We start from the raw sequence: 19,774 nt of genomic DNA, 5'->3' as shown, positions 1-19,774 counted from the left end.
ATGCAGACACGTTCCCAAGGCTATGCAAAAGCGGCTTACGCCAAGGTCGTAGCGGTCAAGGACAGTTCCGTAGCCAAGAAGTATGGCGCGCTGGCGCTGAATTTCCCGGTTATGGTCCTGCAGTCGGGGCTGGCCCAGGCCACAGGCTTTGTGCTCGCCAAAAAGAAAGATGAGCACTTGCGCTACCTTGATGAGATCGCCGATGTGCTTGGCGAAAAAGATGGTGCGGCTTTTCACTCAAAAATCATTTCCAGCGATCTGAGTGACTACCAGCACCTGACGCGCCGCACGCTCGAGGCGGCTGGCTGGTTCAAGCGCTATGCCCAGGGTCTTCTAGGAGCCCAGACCACCGACGGGGAAAAAGAATGAATCTGCCACTGATGAGGAAGACCCTCCAGGGCGCCGTGAGCCAGGCGATCTCTCCCCATGTGGGGCTGTGGCTCAGCCGTGGCTGGAAGGAGTTCAGTCAGGACGAGCATGACTGCAAGGGTGGGCATCTCGATAGGGCGTGCGAGCAGACCCCATCGCCCCTCTACAAACTGGCCTATGAGCGTTGGAAGCAGCTGACGGCCGACACGGCACGTTTTCGCAGCCTCTACATGCGGCTTCCGCAGCGCCTGTTCATTGGTCTCAGCACAGCCTCTGCCATCGAAACCGGAGTCTGTACAAGCCACAGCTACGGTATGCCGATGATTCCTGGCTCCTCGGTCAAGGGTGCAGTGAGAGCCCATGCTGCGGCGATCGGCGTACCGGTCGAATACCTGGCTGCGCTCTTCGGCGAGGACGAGACTACCGCGGCCGCGGCCAAGCGCGTGCCGGGCGCAGGCAGCCTGGTATGGCACGACGCCTGGTGGATTCCGGACAGTGCGCCTAGGCCCTTCGTCCGGGATGTGGTCACCGTCCATCATCAGCAGTACTACGCCGGAAAGGGCGAAGCGACGGATTTCGACAGTCCGATCCCGAATGTGCAGATCGCCGTTGGTGGTGGGTTTCATTTCGTCGTCGAAGGGGATGCTGCCTGGACCGATCTGGCCCTCAAGTTACTTCAGAAGGCACTGACAGAGTCTGGCATCGGCGCCAAGCGGGCCGCGGGCTACGGCTTCATGGAAGTCGATCAGAAGGCCATGGACAAAGCTAAAAAGGCGCAAAACGAAGTGCTGATACAGGCCCTCGACCCAGCCGGCAAAGTTCGTTTTCAACTGAGTGATCTCAGTGAAAAGAAGCTCGCCGAAAAATTCGGCAAAGGCTTCAATGCAACGAAAAGCGAGTATTCCGAAGCGGAATGGGTGCTGGTGCCCAAAATCGGTTTGGAATTACATGGCGAGTTGATCCGCTCCTGGAGCAAAGAAACCAAGAAGACCAACAATGCCAAAGCCAAGGCCTACAAGTTCTTCATGGGGCTCAAGGGCGAAGACTGAAATACTGGGCGGCCCTGGCCGGAATTCAGGTGTTGCAGGCGTGAATTCCGGCCGCCCCAATCTTCAGAAATAGTCTCTTCCCTCAGCATCTGCCGCCCCTGATCAATCGAGCAAAAACCTCATGACCATCTGGTTTGTCACCCGTCACCGTGGCGCCATCGCCTGGGCACACCGGCATGGCATCGTCTCAACCGAAGAGGGCGCAGAACGCATCGTCGACAGCATCGCGGCCAGCGAGGTCAACGTGGGTGACACTGTAATCGGCACCCTGCCAGTTCACTTGGCAGCGGATATCTGTGCGCGGGGGGCGCGTTATTTTCATATTGCGATGTCAGTGCCCACCGAGCGACGCGGGCAGGAGTTGACGCCGGACGACATGGACGCCTTTGGCGCCAGTTGCCGCGAATTCATCGTCTTTGGCGCTCCTGGCACTTCATCTGAAGGAGCGCCCGCATCGCTTCCTGCATCCGGAACCGGCGCCCATGTGTGCCTCGTCTCCGACCAGCAGATGGCCAACCTACTGCCCATCCTCAAGCGCCGGCCCGCCCGTGTCGAACTGGTGTGTACGCCGGAGATGCAGCAGGATGGCAGAGGGGTGGATCGCCTCGCCCGCTCGCTCGGCAATTACGGTTACAGCGTCGAGCAGGTCACGCCACATGCAGCGCCGCGCGAATGCGCCGCGGACTTTCATGCTGCGCGCCTGTTTGCCCGCCAGTTGCGCGAAAAGCTACTCCAGACTCATCCGGGCGAGCCCCTGACACTCAACGCCACCGGCGGCACCAAGGCGCTCTCGAGCGCCTTCTTGATGGAGTTCCAGGGGCTGGAGATTCTCTATACCGACACCCAGGGCGGCGGCTTCATCCGCCACATGGATGGCAGCGCTGCCGGCCCCGAGCCGCTTGGTAGTCTCGTGACCAGCATCGACGATTACCTGCATTGCCAGGGCTACCGCATCACCCGCTGCACCTCGGACGATAAACGCTGGCGCGAAAACGCCGATGCTCGACGCGGCGTTTCGGAACAGCTGGCTGCCGGGAGCGGCACGAACATCATGAACAATTTCATCGGCGAACTGAACCGCCGTGCCCAGCAGACGGAGGACAAGCTCCTGAGGACTCATTTTCAGGGCAATCCCCGATCGCTCAGTACGGAGAGGCGCAACGCGCTCCTCGAACAACACCTGCCATTCACCCCCAGCCCCGCGCTCGCCTTTCCGGCAGCCTTGGCCCCGCTGATCGCCAGCCTGTTCGATACCGGTCTGCTGCGGCGCAACGAAGACGGTGCGGTTTTCTTCGCTGGCGTGGACGCGCTGCGCTATCTGAGTGGCGGCTGGCTGGAGGAATGGGCCTGGCATGTGGCCCGCGCATGTGGCGCCGACGATTGCCGCTGTGGGGTTTTCGTGCAGATGAACAAGGACGGCATGGCGAGCGACAAGGACGACAACGAACTCGATCTGGTGGTACTGCACAACAACCGCCTGCTCATCGCCGAATGCAAGACCATCAACTGGTGGGGAGCAAGTGGCAAGCAGGACATCCTCAATAAGCTCGACGCGCTCGGCAATCATGCCCGCGGACTGTTCGGTCGCACCCTCCTTGTGTCCGCCCGCCCGCTCGATGACGATGCTCGCCGCCGCGCCAGCAACTATGGCGTCAAGGTACTCGAAGCCGTCCGCATGAACGGCCTGAAGCGCGAGATTCTCGACTGGATGGGGCATTGAACGCATATGCCAGAGCATTCACGCCGCCGCCCGTCAGAGCCAGACGTTCATGACTCACGGACGAGCAGCAGGAAGGAGAAACCCACCGCCTCGATTTCGGCCCGACTTTGCAGCACCCGGCCTTCTTCCATGCGCCGCGCAAGCCGGAAGACGAGAGCAAGCTGGCCCGGCGCCTGCTCGAATTCGATCCTGCACATTGGGCACTCGATACCTAGCAGTTCAGAGAGGATGGCCGCGGTCGGCGCATGCCCTATGGCGCTCTCGAAGCCGTGCTCATGAACGCGTTGCTGCGCCTCCAGAAGTGGAATCGTGCGGCTGCGGAACAGCCCGTCAGCCGTGATGATGGGTGCGTTCAACAGCCAGATCGGCGAGGCCAGGGCGCTGGATGAAGCATGTTGCATGGAAAGTTCTTTCGATTGGTCGCATGAGTTGGTTGTGCATAATGTCCAAACTAGCCTGCACCCAATTCCCTCGCAAGCTTGCAAGGCCGCCCCTTCTGGGCGGGACTGGCACACTGCAGTATCCGAGGCATGGGGAACCGCACCGACTAAATCGATGAAAGCCTCGCAGGAAACCAGGATGGATACTTCAACAATCAGGGCCACGCTTGTCCGCCAGGATCGCCACCTCCAGCGCCTCGTTCATGGCGAACAAAGCTATTCCAGACGCTGGGTCGCGGAGCACGGCAGCGACGACCCAGAACTGGCCGCTTGGCTGTCGGCCGAACTTAGGCTGTCTGACCAACCCGCTCACCTGGCCCAGGCGCCTGAAGCTCTGCGCCTGCCTTGGCAGGGCTGGCTTGACTATTATCGAGGTGACTACCCAGCAGCCGCTGCATCTTTCACGCGAGCCTGGGCTACCCTCGGAGAGGCGCCCGACGAAGCAGCCCTCGCGGCCGACATTGCGCTGGGCCTGGGCAAGGTCTATACGCGCAGCGGACACTGGCAGGACGCCCGCTGCTGGCTGCTGCATTCACTGCAGCAAAGCCGTGACGAGCAACGCCTGTTCGGCCTGGTGCAGGCCTATGGCGCGCTCGGCGAGCTGATGTTGCGGGCCGCACAGCCCCAGGCGGCACACGCGTGCATGAGCACCGCCTACCATCTGCTCCCGCCGGGCAGTGGCCAACAGCCACGGCAATTGAACTACCTGGCCAGTACCCTGATGCGCAGTGGCGCTGCGCTGCGCGCCGAATCGCTCCTGATGACGAGCCTGCACATGGCGCACGATGCCAAAGACGCGGATAGCGTCTGGCACGCCCTGGCTCGGCTTCAGTTTTTGCTCCTTGACGACCGACGACAAAGCGCACCGGACGTGCTGCTGACCTTGTGCGATTACCTGCCAACTCGCCTGACGCCCGTTGCTGCAGGTTTCCTGCATGTCGGCCGGGCCATGCGCGAGCAGCGTCTGGGCAATACCGGCGCTGCGCGCAAGTGTCTGCATTCTGCGCTCGGCGTGCTGGACCTCCCGGGCCAGGCTCTGCCCTGCGAAAGGGCCTGGGTCGACCGCCTGCTCGCCACGCTCGATGGGCTCCCCGTGGCCCCGCCTCCCGCCGTATGCCAACTGTTGGCACTGGAGGCGCTGCCTGCTCCTCCGGGTGAATCGATCCTCGACCGGACTTGGGCCAGCCTTGCGCTGCCAGCCGAAAACGGCTTTGCCTGGCTGTGTGAGGAGGTCGAATCCTTCGATGCCACTATGGTCAGGCGAGCCTGCTTTTTTATATGACCGAACTGAACTCTCTGGAGCGAAGCACCATGCAGATGCAAACCGAACGTACCGTCGTCGTGACAGGCGCTGCAGGAGGCATGGGCTACGCAACCTCGCGCCACCTCGCCGCGCAGGGTTGGCAGGTGCTGGGCATCGACCGCGCCGAAAATCTGAAGCCGCTCAGCAAGGAGATCCCGGGCCTCCACGCGCTCGTTGCAGACCTGGCCGACTCCGGGCTGCCAGACCGGGTCGCGGGCGCTCTCACCTCCTTGCCGCCAGTTGCCGGCCTCGTCAACATGGCAGGCATTTCCGTCGGCGACACGATCGACAGGCTCAGCGACGAAGATTGGGACCTATCGTTCGCCGTCAATGTGACCCCAGCGATGCGCCTCATACGCCTCCTCGCGCCGCGCATGAAGGCCAATGGCAAAGGTAGCATCGTCAACGTCGGCTCCCCCGTCGGCATTGTCGGAGCCCGCAAACCGAGTTATGCCGCGAGCAAGGCGGCCCTGACCGGCCTTACCGTGAGCTGCGCGCGCAACCTCGGACCCGACAATATCCGCGTAAACCTGCTTCTGCCCGGTCCGACCCTCACCGGTATGACCCACGACTGGAGCGCGGAGCGTCGCGCTGCGATTGCCGACGGCAGCTTTCTGAAGCGGCTGTGTGCGCCGGATGAAATCGCGCGAATGCTTTCTTTTTTGCTTGGCGAGGACTGCAGCTACCTGACCGGCAGCGTCATAGACATGACCGCCGGCAGCATGTGGGGGCACTGATGGGCAAGAAAAAATTGCGCCTGGCTTTGATTGGTCTGGGCAAGCAGGGATTGGAACACCTGAACGCTGCGGACCTGTGCGAAGACATTGTTTTTGTGGCTGGCGTAGACCCCAGTCCAGAAACGCGCCAGCGTGTGCTTGAAAGCGGCAACGGTATGCAGGTACTGGAGAGCCTAGAAAGCCTTGACCCGGCCATGCTCGATGGCTTGGTGCTGGCCTTGCCGCACCACCGTTACACTGAGGCGTGGGACGCTCTGCTCGCCCTGGGCCTGCCCATCTTGAAGGAAAAGCCGCTTGGCCGAAGCTTCGACGAAGCCCTTTCTCTGCTCGATCGTGCGCGGGCGGCCGGATGTCCGGTGCAGACCGCTATTCAGCGTCGCCATCACCCGAGCTACCGACTACTGAAGCAAACGCTGGAAACAGAGCGCATCGAAGTTAGGGAAGTTCACGCCCACATGCACTTGGGCTTCACGGCTACCACAGGCGGTGTTGAGTCGTGGCGCGACAAGCGTCACCAAGCCGGTGGCGGCGCACTGCTCGACGCCGGCTACCACCTTGTGGATCTGCTGCATTTTATGTTCGGCCCATTCGATCTCGTATCAGCCTCGCTGTGGCGGAACGGACAGCCCATCGGCGACAACGAAATCGACGAACGCGCCTGGCTGACCGGACGCGCCGAAAAAGGCTGGATCATGCTTGACTCATGGCTGGCCGGACAGCCCGATCCGAAAACCGGTAAGCCGATAAAGTCTGAGCGCCTTATCCTGAAAACCAGCCAAGGCATCTGGGAGGCGAACCGCGAAGGCATCTGGCACGACGAGCTGCGGGTCGCCACCACTGACCGCGAATGGCACCAAGCCATGGCCGGGCAACTGGATGGCTTCGCCGCCCATATCCGCAGCGGGCGCTGGCATGACGAACTGATCTGGGATCAACTCCCGGCCATGCGCGTGATCGACGAGGCCTATCGTCTCGCAGCACGTTACTGAAGCCAAGTCACCGCACACTGGGTAATTGAGCCGAAATGGCATATCTAAAGCACGTTGATCCGGCACCCAGCGATTCCCGAAGTCGTTGATGCTGAAGTGCTGGCGCTGGTATTGAATTGACCAGGGAGAGCGAGCCAGTGACCGCAATGCTCTCGTGATCGAAGCGCATGCTCACAAATGTCTGCACGCGGCGAGGTCTCCAGGGGTGGCAGAGCAATGCAGGGGGTTTCAAGCCTTTACCAACCCGGGATGATTCAGACCAGCTGATCGGTTTTCAGATTTGGATGGGCCGTGTGCGGGGTTGAAACGACTGGCTCATGACGGGATTTGCTCTGCGCATAGGCTTGGCGCAATCGCGTGCTCGTAACCGACGCTTTCAGACCCATGAAGTCGACGAGTTCCTCGTCACTGGCGCCTGCATCGATTAGTAAACCCGCATAGGTGTTGCGCAGAGTCTGGGCACAGGCCCGATCTCCCGTCACGCCAGCCGCTTCGAGGCAACGTTGGGTACGACGATGGATGGACGAGGCGTGCATGAACAAGCTCTTCGCAGTTCGCCCAAAGCCGACACTCCGATCTCCCTCGAAAACGGGATGCGTCCCACTCACTTCTCCCCCGCGCCGTTTGGCCTGAATTAACAACCAGGCTCGAAGTGGTGCCATGGCAAAAACCATGATTCGGGCCCGGTGAGTGTAGCGGGGCAAGCTAAGATCAATTCGCTCCTCATGCATATCTATGCAATTAATCGTCAACCGTTCAATATGCGAAACTTTCAAACCTGCTCCCAGCAAGAGCGACACCAGCGCCAGATCCCGAAAATCCGTCCAGGGCACTAAATCAGGATCTTCAAGCTCCAGGCGCGTCAAGGATTGTTCAATTGTCCGGATTACGGCGTCTCGCTCTTCCCTCGAAAGAAAACGTGTCGGCTTATCTTGGCCCTGCCCAACTTTGTCGTATGCCGCTTGGCGGCCAGGGTTCTGTCCTCGTAGACCCAAAGCATTGAGGTGCACGAAGACTCGTTCAAGCTGGCGAACGTACTGCTGGCGCTGAAGCCCTGTTTGAGGGCGGCGTCGGCTTTCAGGCAGATTGGGATTGGCGGTATCGAGAAACCGGCAAAGGTCATCCTTTTCGCAGCGGTCAAGACGTTTACCCTGCTCGCCCAGCCATTCGCAAAAGCGCGTAAACATGGCGATGTAAACCGTCTTGGTCGAAGCTGCGTAGGTTTGCCGACTTAACCAGGATGTGTAAGCGATGTGCGGCGTCTTGAGCCAGAAGTCCAGGGAGTCGAAGAGGTCTTCAGACGCGTGCTGGTCTGGTTCAGTAGGCTCTTGACGCTTAATTGCATGCGTATTTTCTGGCAAATAAGAAAACATGCTGACCATCTCCGTTGAACATCTTAGCGGGGAACCTTTCAGTGCAGCCCCGTCTTGAGCAATGTTTAGTGCCTTTCGGTGGACGATGGCAAGACGGACCATGGTTCTGAGCCCGGATTAAGGTGTTCCAATAAGGATTGCGCTGCAGCCCTCAGCAGCCCGGAACAAGAATCCTAGCAGGCCGATGCAAAACCCAGTGAACGATTCGGCCACCCGCCTGTCCTAGCCGCACCCCCGAACCCCAGGCACAGCAACGATGCGCGGCGAAGTCGATCCTCAGTCCTCGATGTTCCACTACTTCTCGGTCGAATCCCGGATTCCGGCCGATCATCCGCTCCGACCGGTGAAGAAACTGGCCGACTCGGCGCTGTCGGCCATTTCTGCGGAACTCGACGGCCTTTACGCCAGGACGGGCCGCCCTTCGATTCCGCCGGAGCGCCTGCTCAAGGCCCAATTGCTGATCGCCTTTTACTCGGTGCGCTCCGACCGGTTGTTCTGCGAGCAGCTCGATTACAACCTGCTGTTCCGCTGGTTTCTCGATCTGGACCTGGAATCGGGTGGGCTCGATCAATCGAACTTCAGTCGCCTGCGCGAGCGTCTGGTGGAAACCGACATCGCCCGGCGCTTCTTCGACGAGGTGGTGCGTCTGACCCGCAAGGACAAGTTGCTCTCCTCCGATCACTTCACCGTCGACGGCACCTTGATCGACGCCTGGGCCTCTTTCAAGAGCTTCAAGCGCAAGGACGATAAAGAACCGCCCAAGCCCGGGGACGGCACCGGAATGGTCGATTTCAAGGGTGAGAAGCTTTCGAACGCCACCCACCGGAGCACCACCGATCCCGACGCAAAGCTTATGCGCAAGGGCAACGGCCAGCCGGCCAGACTCAGCTACGGCGGCCATGCCCTCATGGAGAACCGGAGCGGCCTGTGCGTGGATCTGCTGATCACCGACGCCACCCTGGCCGAGCATCAAGCGGCGCGGCAACTGCTCACTCGTGCGCGGCGGCGGAAGATACACCCGAAGACCCTGGGTGCCGACAAGGGCTATCACGTGAAGGACTTCGTCCAGCACCTGCGGGAGCACAAGATCAAGCCACATATCGCCCGAATCGACGGGCGCAAGACACCGGGGCTCGACGGGCGCACGACCCGCACCGCGGGCTACAAGGTCAGCCAGCGAAAACGCAAGCGGATCGAGGAGATCTTCGGCTGGCTGAAGACGGTGGGTGGAATGAGAAAGACCCGCTTCATCGGCCAAACCCGAACCCAGATCGCCGCCTATCTGTCGGCGGCGGCGTACAACCTGCTGCGAATTGCGAAATTGCAGAGCGCGGGGAGTGCGGCATGAAGCGGCACCCGGAATTGGGCGAAAGCCCATTCTCCTGCTCATTCGATGGGCATCAAAACGGGAATGGGAAACCAATTCCGGGAATGAAGTCATGAGAAATCAAATAGCGAAGGCTACGGCTGGCGGGGTTTCTCGGCGTTTTGCATCGGCCTGCTAGCTCCAGACCAAGCCCCCAAAAGCCATCAGGGCCGATATATCGGGGGAGCCACCAGAATTTGACACGATGAGACAAGGACGAGCCCACTCGTAGTTAATAAAACTGATGTGCCACCAACGCCATTGTGCCAAGCAATCCCAAACCGGCTACTACAGCGGCGGTAGTCAGCCATCGCCGCATAGGCTGCAGGAGTCGCTGAGCTTGCTCGGCGAACTTGACCTGTGCTGAGGACTGTTGTTGCTGGAGCCGGCTCATCTGTTCTGACTGCACTGTCAGCACGGTCTGTTGTTGAGCAACCTGTTCTGCCAAGGCAGAAATCTCTACCACCAGCTCTCGTGTCCCTTTCTCCAATACTAATGCGGCCTGCTCGGCTTGCTTTTCGAGCGTGGCTTGCAGCCTTGAGATCGAAGCCGACTGTTCGGAAATACGAATTGTCAAAGTTTGTGCAGCCTGGTCCAGAAACGATGAGGCCTGCTGGGACTGTGTCGCCAGTGCAGCTTGGAGTTCCTCGACTGACGTAGAAACGGCTGAAATTCTCTCTGCCAGGCTCTGGAGCAGCTGGCGATCGTTTTCCACTGCGCTTGTTTTCAGGTCTGATTGAAGTTGATCGATGTTCGCCTGGTATGACTGCTCCAGTGATTTCAGTTCCTGCTGCAACAGGGGGTGCAGCGCTTCCTGAATGTCTCTGGGGGTGCCCTCTATGCTTGACTTAAGAGATTTGATCTGTTTCTCGGTGTCCTGTGAGTTTAAAGAGAGCGCTATTAAATCTTCGTTCTTGATTTCCTTGACCAAGTCTTCGACTTCATCCAAATGACTCTGAAGACTCTGCAGGGTGTGTGTGAGCGGACTTAAGGGAGCCTGCATCACACTCTGCAGAAGTTCCTGGAGTTCTGTTTCTATTTGTTCAATTTGTTGCCCGGATTTCATATCTTTCTGGAAGTCGAGGTTAAACGGTGCAGGTTTCGATTCTCATTATGAGCTTCTGCCGGGTCTGGATCAGCTGCAATGCCGCCAGCAAGTCGATGAAAGTCTGAGTGGGTTGTGTCTGCTCATGCATGATTTGGCGCCGACTTTTGAGTTCGTGGAGGTACTCACTGTCCAGGATCTCGCTGAAGCGGTTGCTTTCTTTCAGATCCAGCTCCATCCGTTGCTTGAATGCTTCACAGCCTTTCTCGTGAATATCAATATTGTCTTGTGCTGCTTTGATAGACTTATCTATTTCTTGGGTGCGCCGGTGCCAAAAATGAATCTGGTTCTTTGACTGGTTATGTTCTCTATGCAATTGCTTGAGGTATCGCTTGGCTTCTTCTAGCCACCATTCTCTTGAGGATTCCAGCATATTGAACTCAGCGGTCTCCATGCATTTTTTTAGCCGACAGATGTCGGCCTGGTAGTCGCTGCTGCTTCCTTTAAACCAGTATTTGTCGAGAGTGTAATCGGAGATATGGCTCTCGAAGGCGTTGAAACTTGAATCCAGGACTTCTTCCATCTTGCCTGACAGCCGTTCGAAGTTTACTTTCACGCCGCGCCAGAACCATGCGGTTTCCGACAGTCCAGCGGTATCGGGTCGACTGTCCGTCACCCGCTGCTTCAGCGACGCTCGAATTCGCCAGATCAAGAGCTTGAAGCCGGAGACCCTTTCACCAGGATCCCCTGGTAGTGTCGATCCTGAGAGCTTGAGATATTGTTTCAGATCGTCCTGAAGGCGATCAAAAGTCAACTCCGCTAGTCGACAGCTCATCTCTTTATGTTCAGGAGACATCCGTTGAACGATAGCTTCCACCTGTTCGAGCTCGCTCTGGTCTCGTTCAAGGCTGTTCCGCAAGGACTTGCCGATCGTCTCCATCTCACTGAGCTTGTTTTCCTTGACCCTTTTGATGACCACTCGGGCCTCCACTGCGCTGTTCAGTCGGGCCAGCGATGTAGTGGCGTCTTGTATGTCCCGATGCAATTCACTCTTGAGTTCGTCGATCATCGGCGAGACCAGTGAATACAACTTGGGTTGGCTGGCTTTTGCGGAAATCCAGGACTTTCCGAACTCAAGCGGGAAGTAGCGACGTGGAGTTTTTGCATCGTCGCTCAGGGGCGCGAATTTCTCGATCTGCTCAATCAATCGCCGTCGATAGACCTGTGGATCGGCTGTTTTTCCGTTCTGGCGCACGAAATCACGGATCGACTGCGGAGTGAACGAATAGGTCGTGATGATGCGGAAGCGTCCAGGCACACTTTGCCAGTCCTCGATGCCGGGCAAGGTCAGTCCGCCAGGTTGCAGAAAGGACAGATCGTCTCCACGTCCTACCAACAGGATCAGGTCGGCAAGCGGCACATAGCGGCGCGCCATATTGTGCACATGCTCCCGCTCGACCGGATTCGCAGGCTGGTCGCCTGGTAAATCGAGCATCTTAATCACCGGTCCTTGGTCGGCCTGAGTGACGAAGCAGTTGGCTGGGATAGAGACCACACAAGGCGAATCGACGAGCAACTCTCCACGCTCCATCCGCTCACGCAGATCACCCAGTGCGGTAGTGATTTCGCTATCGGCGACGAACCAGCGGGTTACCTCATGTACCCGAAGGCCCCAGCGCTGGTCTTCCGAACGCCGGTATTCCATCGTGGTGGCGGTAGCCGAATGTCCATGAGCTCGTCCGCCACGCAGCGCGGTGGATACGCGCTCCATCGCAGCAGGAGAAACTCCCATCAGGTCCATCAGCAGGGTGGTCTTTCCGACCTGAGTCTTGCCGAAGACCACCACATAGGCCTCCTCCTGGTGATTCTTGTGTGCCAGACGCTCCCTGATTTCCGGACTCAGTGATTTGACGAAGCGTTCATAGGCCTTGAAAGCCCAGCCGAGGCGGTTTTGCTCATGCGCGGCCCACCGCTCGTTGAGTGTCGATTGCGATCGAGCGGACGATCTCATCGCCATCATGTCTCTACGTCTGCATTGAACAGCATCACGGTTCTTCCTGAGCGTCCCAGTTCGTCGAGCAGGTCGCGCTGAAGCGCGCGCGCGTCAGCGAGTGCCTTAGCCAAGCGGTCCTGCTCCATCAGAAATTCGTCCAGGCGATAGCGTTCGCGCAACCGCTGAACCAGGCGTGACCGAACCTGATCCATCAGGCTGTCGAAGTGGTGCATGAAATGCCGCTGGTGGTGATCCTTGATGTTCAGCAGTAGCTGATGTGCAAGCGCACGCCCCTTGGCGTCGTGGCGGCGCACCTCCTGCATCGCGGAATACGCCAGATAGCCCACTGCCACCACGCCGATGACCGCGGCACCCACGCCGCCTAACGCTGCTGCAGCACTGCCAGCCGCCGTTCCTTCGGCAGCCGTGTCTGCTTCGGCCTTACCTCCCAGGGCGTTAATTACGTCGATTTCGCCATCGCTCGCGATATCGATTGCCAGTATGGTGGCAATGCTGCGCAGCACGGTCTGGCCCAGCGTGACCCCGTCTTTCAACTTGTCCACAGATAGACTAATCAGATCCGACCGTTCGGTGGCTGATGCCTCTGTCAATGAATCGGGATGCACACCGACCAGCGCAGGCATCGACTGGCCGCACGCACATATTCCATGGCCAAGGCAGGCAGCAGCTCGACCGTGCGCTTGAAGTCCTTTGTTACCCGATCGGCGCTCAGCTCGTCTGACGGCTTTGGTCTTGAAAATATGATCTGCAAGTTCTTCTGGTCGTTCTGATCCGGTCGCTTCCACGGCTCAGGCTCGTTTTTGTCATTGACATAGCCAAGCTGCTGCAGCATGGATCCTCCAGGCAAGCACGGTTTGTCCTCGGGCGCGCCCAATGCTCGCCGTGTCAAGCGAGACACCGCCTCAGCATGGCGCTCCAGTACCGGACGACCGCTTCGCCACGCACTGCTGACGTCGCTCTCTATGCGCTGCTGGCTTTCCGTCACGGTGTCGAAGGCCCCGGTCACAATGTTCTGAAAGCCTTCGTGGTTGTTGACAAGGTGCTTCTGAAGTTCAACCCAAGCCGATTCGAGCTGCTCGTCAAGAAACCGCTTCACTTCGTCTTGGTAACGGGAGCGCAACTGATCCCTGGCCTCCTCGAACGCTTCCGTGCAGCCTTTCAGCACTTCGCGTGGCCCATCTTCGCCACCATCCCGCTGCAAAAAGAACAACTGCGACTTAGTGCGAATCAAGTTCAGTGCCCGGGTCAGATCCCGGCCCAGCGCTTCTTCCAGTCGTGCGAGCTGTGCCTTGCGGTCGCCGCCTCCCGATAAGCTCAGATCCCCGATCGCGACCGTCAGCAGAGGAAGCCATTCATCGACATAGGACGGATCATCCGCTCCAGCGCAGAGCACATGCTTCTCCGCGATACCGAACACCCGTTGCGCAGTTGAGCGCAGTTCCTCTAGTCGGTCGGGCTGAGCTCGCGCTGCCTCGGTCTTGCTGATCACCACCAGCGCTTGCGCGCCGCTCAGTTCGTTGGACATCATGTCCTTGACGATATCGACCTGCTGCTGATTAGCCATCCGGGTTTCGTCGGTCACAATGACGCAGCCTGCAGCCGCCACAAGCGCCTGGCGCATCAATTCCTGCCAGGCCTTGTTCTCACGATCCTGCGGCTCGTAGCCAGGCAGCAGTAACCAGGCCTGGTTGGGACGACTGAAGTAGCGCTGGGGCACCTTCAGTACCGGCAGTAGTACTTCTGGATCGGAAGCGCTGACGGCCTCCTGGAACTTTGGGATGCTTACGTCGTCCTCGATCAACTGGTAGTGGTTTCCCGTATCCTGCAGTCGCCGAACTGCGCCTTGCACCTTAGTGATCGTTGCATCCTCCAGCACCAGCACAGGCAGCTTCTCGCCGCGGCCTTCGTTTGGTTTGAGCCACTGTGCATCCTCACCAGATAGACGGTACAGCGTGGACAGCAGCGTAGTCTTCCCGGCGCCTTGCGAGCCACCAATCGCCATGATCCAGGTATTACCGATAACCTCGGCCAGCAGGAGTCGCCGCATCACGGGCAGCAACTCATCGTTCAGCCGTTCCTCGTTCAGGCGCGTCGCGGCACCACGCAATTCGCGCAAGGCTGCGTTCAGATCCTTTAGTAGAATTTCCGGAGTTTGCATACCAATTCCATATTTTCCGCGATTCATGTTCATCTATTTTTCATTGATTATTCATCGGAAGCATGGTCGACGAATCTTAAGGCGGCGACATCTATCAGAGCGGTCTTTATCTTGCATGTAACTCAAACGGTGCAAGCTCAGTTAGCGCTTCAGCTTGCTATTGAGAATCGTCACCACTTCCGCAAGCAGTGTCGCCTTCTGACTATTCAAAAACTGGCACCCACAACGCGGACATTCAAATAAAATATCGCCGGGCATGAGCACATCGCTCCTTGGCGTTACAGTTTTTGACCACCCACAGGAAGGGCAGGTGTAAGTTGTTGCAGGAGGCTTGATCGGCACAGGCGCTTTCTTCAGTCTATATTTTGATGGAGCCTTTTGTCGCAAGGCGATTTGCGGCGAAAAAAATGAGAAACAAATTGAGTCCGAGCCTTTATTTCATCTACGATCGAAACAATTATTCCGATACTTATTAGAAGCCCTAAACATCCTCCTGCAAGCAAAGCCCATCCCCCAATGTCACTCCCCCACCATTGAAAAAAAACTGCAGCGCTGATACTTGAAACAAAAACCCCGATGTAGCCAACAGCGAAAAGCGCAACAATAAGAATGCAGAAAGTAGCAATGCCGATCGCCTTTGCAACATGCGTGACAGTGATCAAAATGCCGAGTGCAGAGAAAACGCCAAGCATCACGAGCAGCAAAAAAATCAACGCCATGCACCTTTATCCGTTTAATAATATAGATTAATAAAACCATTCAACGGCAGCACTACCAAGTCTCGATGTAGAAGCCCAACACCAATGATAAAAATAACGGCTGATATTTTCCCGTATTTTACTCATTAAGAGTATCGACCCAGAAAAGTGAAACTTGAGCACAAGACATCGTTTTTTCACGGCATCAATTAAAAAACTAATGCCTCAATATAGTCACAGCACGTCAACCTCGACCGATTGCACACTGAGCCCCGGGGCAAGCGGTTGCAGCATGGTGGTAGGTGAGCCATCCGAGCCGCTCACACAAGTCTCCAATCCAAGGAAAACCCAGTGTACAAGCCCTAAACGACAGATCATGTCTTATAGTCGGCCCTGAAATATCTGCCACATCCAGCGGTCTACCCTCCGGCCAAGAACCCTCGCCCGAGCAGCACACAGCACCGGGTGCAACACATCCCCTTCGAATCCTTTAAGCCAGTTTCGCCTTAGCCAGCAGTCGCCCTTCAGGTGCCCGATCACCGTAAGCGTCCAGCCAAGTCATCTTCTCAGGCGCTCCTGAGCCCATGATCACGTCATCGCACAACTCCTTTGGAGGACACATGGACGCTTCAACAACCCATCTCCCCACCGCAGGTCGACGTCGTGGCCACCTGCAAGGCGCCCGGTATTTCAACCGCAGCCGTGGCGCTGGCCAACAGCCTCAATGCCAGCCTCATTCGTCGCTGGGTGCTCTATAGCGCCCCGACCCATCAGGCCGTCACTCGGGCTAAATCCCCGCAAGCCCTGAGTCCTGCATTGCCCTCGCCACCGTCCCCTTCACCGTCTCCAGATTTTGTTCCCTTGGATCTGAACACGTCGGGCGCCGATATCCGCATCGAACTGCGCAAGGGCGATCAGCTCATCACCTTGCACTGGCCCCTATCGGCCGCGGCTCAGCGCGTTGCAGGACTGGCTGCGGTGATCCGCATTGATGCGGCCTGGTTGGCGGTCAAGCCAATGGACATGCGTGCCGGCCCCGACACGACGCTGGCCCGAGTGGTGGCAGTCTTTGGCGCGGCGCTGCCACACCATGCCTATGTCTTTGCCAATGCACGCAAGAGAGCGGATGTCCTGGCAGAACTGGATGCCGAACGCCTTGCCGCAGCGCCAGCCACGGAGTCCGCACAGCCGTTACTTCTTCCCGCTCCAGCACCATCGCCTAACGCTGTCGATATCCCGGCCGACCCACGTAACTTTGGGAGTATCTGGCGTGTCTGGGGCTTCTAGGTTTGCTTTCCTCCAGCCAAACGGACTTGTCGGCCATGTGGACCGCGCAGGGCTTCCGACTGCTTGGTGTCAGCGATTCCGATGTCCTTGCCGCGGTGGATCGGCTCCTCACAATGGAAATCCATCTGGACGAATCGGCCCTCCACCCCACCCAGGATGACGACAAGTTCCCGCCGCTACAGCTTCGTTTCGGTGAAGGCGAGTCGCCGCTCCTGCTCAACAACTGGTTGCGTCCTGACTTTGAGGAGAGGTCCGCCTGGAAATTGAGTGCCGGACAAACTGGCGCCGTCAGTATCTTGCGTGGGCTCCGGGCCGCCGCGCTGCAACTCCGGCCCCAGCTCGGCAGCGCCGCGCAAGTCCTGCAACTCGGAACGACCATGAAGGAGCGTTTCCGCTTCGATGCAGGAACCCGTTGGTCGGCACTCGATGCGGGCTTCACCCTCAATGAGGATGACCGGTTCAGCACCGTCCGCGTCTTTCTGGAGCTTCTGTCCATCCTGGGCGTGCAGCACGCTTTTGCGCCACCGGGAGGCCGGGAGCCCTTCCGTTACACGCGGTGCCTGCTTGCCGCCAAGGGCTACTTGCCCGGCCCCAGTCAAACACTGGTTCCCCGCCGGGTGCCCTCTGGCCAGATGAAAGATATTTTCACTTCCGAACTCACGCTCGCTAACGAGGTAAGCCCATGGCCGGACGGTTACGAATGGCGTAGTAACGCATAGGGTCATTCAAGTCCAGCATTGGCGGCATCCCTGTTCAATCGTGATCAGAGCCGGTGAGACGTGTCCTCCCGGCAGTCATTAGATACAAGGGGAGCCGCTATAAATAAGCGCCCTCCGGGCGCAACAATTCTCCCGTACGCTCAACCATGTGGATGATGGCTTCGGTCCGGAAAAGTAGCGGGTCAGCCCAGGAGTCGGATGCGCCGAAGTTGTAGTGGCGGTCGGCATCGAACAGGCAGAAGAAGTGCGAACCGCCATCTTTGCCAGAAGCACCCTTCTTGCTGGCATGACCATAACAGGCGTCTCTCTCCGACGTAATGAAAAGCACGGGGTCGGGTAGCTCTCTGGGGAACACCATGATGATGAATTCGTACTCGGTCATCGGGTCCCCCTCCGGCGCAGTGATGTTTTCCAGCCAGACGGCGATGTAATTCCTGCTCTCCAGGCGCTCGCGAACGGCGGCAGACTTGAAACGCGGTCCGGAAGAGATGGGACGAAGGTCGACTGTCATGGGGGCTCCAGTGGAAATCTTTTTGAGGGTTTTATTCTGGACTGAACCAACGACATCTCCTGTCGCACTCGAGCATCCCGATGAACGTAAGGAATGGGGCCTGTTCATGCCTTCTCATTGTGGGAGAATCAGGGGTGTCATCCATTCCGATTAAGTACGAACTCCCAGATGGCCCAGCTTTCCCCCAGCCTTCCCACGCAACGCAAGGATGCGGGCCTGGCTCGCGAACTCGATGTACTGGAGCACCTTCAGCAATGTCTTCCTGACAACTTCGAGATTTTCCACAGCGTCTCGTGGCACACCTTTTACTTGGGTAGCGACCACCACGGGGAAATCGATCTGGTGATCCTCAGCCCCACCGGCAACATGCTGCTGATGGAGGTGAAGGCGGGCGGGGTGGTGCTGCGCAACGGCGATGTGTTCAAGCTCTACCAGGGCCGGGAGCATGACGTGGCGCGCCAGACCCGCGTCCAGTACAGCGCGATGGTGAGCAGTCTGAGTGAAGCCAGTCTCCATGCCCAAGTCACCAATTGTCTCGTGCTCCCCGACTACCATCTGGGCGAGACACCGGTGGTGGCGATTCCCCGCAGCCGAATCATCGATGCGAGCGACTACCCGCTTCTTGGCACCAGGGTTCGGGAAATGCTCGACTCGGGGCATAGCAAGAGTGATGTGGCGTCGATCCGGCGTTTTCTCGCCAACGAATTCCGGGTATCGGCAGATCTGCAGGTGCTCGGCGAACAAGTCAGGCGCAGCAGCCAGCGACTGGCGGATGGGCTCGCAACCTGGGTGCCGCGCATTGTTTCCCCTTCTGGCGCGGTGCGCATTCAGGCCACGGCCGGGTCTGGCAAGACGCAACTCGCCTTACGCCTGCTTGGGGATGCTGCGGCAAAGGGGCAACACAGCCTTTATGTCTGCTTCAACCGCAGTTTGGCAGATCACATGGGGCGCATTGCACCGCCGGGGGCCAAGGTGACCAGCTTCCATGAGTTGTGCGTCGAGTACCATGCGCGCAACCACAGCGCCCCGGACTTCGATCGTCCTGAGATGTTCCAGATCCTGACTGAAACCTACTGCGCAGCATCCTCGGCACAGACACCACGTTACGATCTGATCATTATCGACGAGGGGCAGGACTTCGAGCCTGACTGGGTCGCCAGCCTGCTGCCCCAACTGGCGGAGGATGCCCGGCTGTATGTGATGGAAGACAATGCGCAGCGCCTCTACGAGCGGGACGGCTTCGATCTCGACGGGGCGGTCACCCTCAACTGTCACGACAACTTCCGCAGTCCGAGAGTGATTTGTCAGGTCATCAATGCCCTGCGACTGTCGGATCATCCGGTCGAAGGGCGCAGCCCCTACGAAGGTGAGCTGCCGGGTTTCCGGACCTATGCCGACGAGCGGGATCTGCCGACGCGCACCGAAGAGGCGGTGCTGGACCTCATGGCACGCGGCATTCCCCTGGCCGAAATTGTCGTGTTGAGCGGTCGCGGACGCGCCAAGTCCATCCTCCAGAACGCGGATTGCCTTGGTGGCTTTGTCTTGAAACGCTTCACCGGGCATTACACCCCCGACGGTACGCCACGCTGGACCGAAGGTGATTTGCTGGTCGACTCCATCTACCGTTTCAAGGGGCAAAGCGCGGGCGGCGTCGTGCTGAGCGAACTGGATTTCGACGCGCTCACGGACATCGAGCGCCGCAAGCTCTTTGTTGGCCTGACCCGGGCACATCTGGCGGTGGAGATGGTGCTGTCGCCCCGCGCCGAAGCCTGTCTGGCCAAGGCGCTGGGGTAGGCAGCTCAGGCGTAGTCGAGGAGGGCCACGACCTCACCCTCGAAGCCGATGCCCCCCTCGAGAAAGGGGTCGTGCAAGGTCAGTGTCAGCGTCGGGTCTTCGGCAGCGTTTCCCTGCCAGTAGGACACTTCTGCGGGCATGCCGCCGGCTCCCGGTTCTTCACTTTTGCCCTGCGGTACAGCCGACCCATACCAGCGGCCTT

19 protein-coding genes are annotated in these 19,774 nt (G+C 58.7%); 10 read left to right on the top strand and 9 right to left on the bottom strand.

Annotated elements, in window-relative coordinates; genetic code table 11:
• The 3 genes from cmr5 (at window position 1) to csx16 (ending at window position 3,138) form a co-directional block, all read left to right on the top strand.
• The gene (cmr5, locus tag Q1W26_RS11490) at window positions 1-369 is read left to right on the top strand and encodes a type III-B CRISPR module-associated protein Cmr5 (protein WP_300440015.1); all 369 of its coding nucleotides are present in this window, start codon (window positions 1-3) and stop codon (window positions 367-369) included.
• Window positions 366-1,418: a type III-B CRISPR module RAMP protein Cmr6 gene (gene cmr6 / locus Q1W26_RS11485; RefSeq protein ID WP_300440012.1), complete on the top strand. Its 1,053-nt coding sequence runs from the start codon at window positions 366-368 to the stop codon at window positions 1,416-1,418. The genes cmr5 and cmr6 overlap by 4 nt, the downstream gene beginning before the upstream one ends.
• Window positions 1,419-1,539: 121 nt before the next feature.
• Window positions 1,540-3,138: a CRISPR-associated protein Csx16 gene (gene csx16 / locus Q1W26_RS11480; protein WP_300440010.1), complete on the top strand. Its 1,599-nt coding sequence runs from the start codon at window positions 1,540-1,542 to the stop codon at window positions 3,136-3,138.
• Window positions 3,139-3,185: 47 nt separating this feature from the next.
• On the opposite strand, the gene Q1W26_RS11475 is transcribed toward csx16, so the two are convergent.
• Complete coding sequence (locus Q1W26_RS11475; RefSeq protein WP_300440007.1) at window positions 3,186-3,539, bottom strand: DUF1874 domain-containing protein; 354 nt, start codon at window positions 3,537-3,539, stop codon at window positions 3,186-3,188.
• Between the two features lie 178 nt (window positions 3,540-3,717).
• Here Q1W26_RS11475 and Q1W26_RS11470 point away from each other — a divergent pair, with 178 nt between their 5' ends.
• Genes Q1W26_RS11470 through Q1W26_RS11460 form a run of 3 tightly spaced genes read left to right on the top strand, consistent with a single transcriptional unit; the run spans window position 3,718 to window position 6,607 of the window.
• Window positions 3,718-4,860 carry a hypothetical protein gene (locus tag Q1W26_RS11470; protein ID WP_300440005.1) on the top strand — a complete coding sequence of 381 codons (1,143 nt, stop codon included), beginning with the start codon at window positions 3,718-3,720 and terminating at the stop codon, window positions 4,858-4,860.
• Window positions 4,857-5,618, top strand: a complete 762-nt coding sequence (locus tag Q1W26_RS11465) for an SDR family oxidoreductase (RefSeq protein ID WP_300440002.1) — start codon at window positions 4,857-4,859, stop codon at window positions 5,616-5,618. The genes Q1W26_RS11470 and Q1W26_RS11465 overlap by 4 nt, the downstream gene beginning before the upstream one ends.
• On the top strand, window positions 5,618-6,607 hold the full coding sequence (locus Q1W26_RS11460; protein WP_300439999.1) for a Gfo/Idh/MocA family oxidoreductase: 990 nt from the start codon (window positions 5,618-5,620) through the stop codon (window positions 6,605-6,607). The genes Q1W26_RS11465 and Q1W26_RS11460 overlap by 1 nt, the downstream gene beginning before the upstream one ends.
• Window positions 6,608-6,861: 254 nt before the next feature.
• On the opposite strand, the gene Q1W26_RS11455 is transcribed toward Q1W26_RS11460, so the two are convergent.
• Entirely contained in the window at window positions 6,862-7,980 is a 1,119-nt protein-coding gene (locus Q1W26_RS11455) for a tyrosine-type recombinase/integrase (RefSeq protein ID WP_300439996.1), read from the bottom strand.
• Between the two features lie 256 nt (window positions 7,981-8,236).
• Between Q1W26_RS11455 and Q1W26_RS11450 the strand changes: the two genes are divergently transcribed.
• Window positions 8,237-9,328 (top strand): IS5 family transposase, encoded by a 1,092-nt coding sequence (locus tag Q1W26_RS11450; protein WP_300439993.1) that lies wholly within the window; start codon window positions 8,237-8,239, stop codon window positions 9,326-9,328.
• A 250-nt stretch (window positions 9,329-9,578) separates the two neighbouring features.
• Here Q1W26_RS11450 and Q1W26_RS11445 read toward each other — a convergent pair whose 3' ends face one another.
• The 5 genes from Q1W26_RS11445 to Q1W26_RS11425 all read right to left on the bottom strand — a co-directional run bounded on the left by Q1W26_RS11445 (window position 9,579) and on the right by Q1W26_RS11425 (window position 15,282).
• Window positions 9,579-10,412 (bottom strand): hypothetical protein, encoded by an 834-nt coding sequence (locus Q1W26_RS11445; protein WP_300439990.1) that lies wholly within the window; start codon window positions 10,410-10,412, stop codon window positions 9,579-9,581.
• Between the two features lie 19 nt (window positions 10,413-10,431).
• The gene (locus Q1W26_RS11440; protein WP_300439988.1) at window positions 10,432-12,411 is read right to left on the bottom strand and encodes a hypothetical protein; all 1,980 of its coding nucleotides are present in this window, start codon (window positions 12,409-12,411) and stop codon (window positions 10,432-10,434) included.
• The gene (locus Q1W26_RS11435) at window positions 12,408-13,028 is read right to left on the bottom strand and encodes a hypothetical protein (protein ID WP_300439986.1); all 621 of its coding nucleotides are present in this window, start codon (window positions 13,026-13,028) and stop codon (window positions 12,408-12,410) included. The genes Q1W26_RS11440 and Q1W26_RS11435 overlap by 4 nt, the downstream gene beginning before the upstream one ends.
• Window positions 12,992-14,596, bottom strand: coding sequence for a hypothetical protein (locus Q1W26_RS11430; protein WP_300439984.1), 1,605 nt, complete (start codon window positions 14,594-14,596; stop codon window positions 12,992-12,994). Before Q1W26_RS11430 ends, Q1W26_RS11435 begins: the two co-directional genes overlap by 37 nt.
• 320 nt (window positions 14,597-14,916) lie before the next feature.
• Complete coding sequence (locus tag Q1W26_RS11425; protein ID WP_300439981.1) at window positions 14,917-15,282, bottom strand: hypothetical protein; 366 nt, start codon at window positions 15,280-15,282, stop codon at window positions 14,917-14,919.
• A 642-nt stretch (window positions 15,283-15,924) separates the two neighbouring features.
• Between Q1W26_RS11425 and Q1W26_RS11420 the strand changes: the two genes are divergently transcribed.
• Together Q1W26_RS11420 and Q1W26_RS11415 are read left to right on the top strand one after the other, a co-directional pair.
• A complete protein-coding gene (locus Q1W26_RS11420) occupies window positions 15,925-16,548 on the top strand; it encodes a hypothetical protein (protein WP_300439979.1) in 624 nt (207 codons plus the stop codon).
• 35 nt (window positions 16,549-16,583) lie between these two features.
• Window positions 16,584-17,267, top strand: a complete 684-nt coding sequence (locus Q1W26_RS11415; protein WP_300439977.1) for a hypothetical protein — start codon at window positions 16,584-16,586, stop codon at window positions 17,265-17,267.
• Between the two features lie 97 nt (window positions 17,268-17,364).
• On the opposite strand, the gene Q1W26_RS11410 is transcribed toward Q1W26_RS11415, so the two are convergent.
• A complete protein-coding gene (locus Q1W26_RS11410; RefSeq protein ID WP_300439975.1) occupies window positions 17,365-17,778 on the bottom strand; it encodes a hypothetical protein in 414 nt (137 codons plus the stop codon).
• 168 nt (window positions 17,779-17,946) lie between these two features.
• Here Q1W26_RS11410 and Q1W26_RS11405 point away from each other — a divergent pair, with 168 nt between their 5' ends.
• On the top strand, window positions 17,947-19,572 hold the full coding sequence (locus Q1W26_RS11405; protein ID WP_300439973.1) for a nuclease-related domain-containing DEAD/DEAH box helicase: 1,626 nt from the start codon (window positions 17,947-17,949) through the stop codon (window positions 19,570-19,572).
• 5 nt (window positions 19,573-19,577) lie between these two features.
• Here the strand turns inward: Q1W26_RS11405 and Q1W26_RS11400 are convergent, their stop codons facing one another.
• Complete coding sequence (locus Q1W26_RS11400) at window positions 19,578-19,712, bottom strand: hypothetical protein (protein WP_300439972.1); 135 nt, start codon at window positions 19,710-19,712, stop codon at window positions 19,578-19,580.
• Between the last annotated feature and the right edge of the window lie 62 nt (window positions 19,713-19,774).

Source organism: Zoogloea sp. (genome assembly GCF_030157465.1).
GTDB lineage: Bacteria > Pseudomonadota > Gammaproteobacteria > Burkholderiales > Rhodocyclaceae > Zoogloea.
The sequence above is the reverse complement of the archived record's forward strand: the minus strand, read 5'-3'. Positions and strand labels throughout refer to the sequence as shown.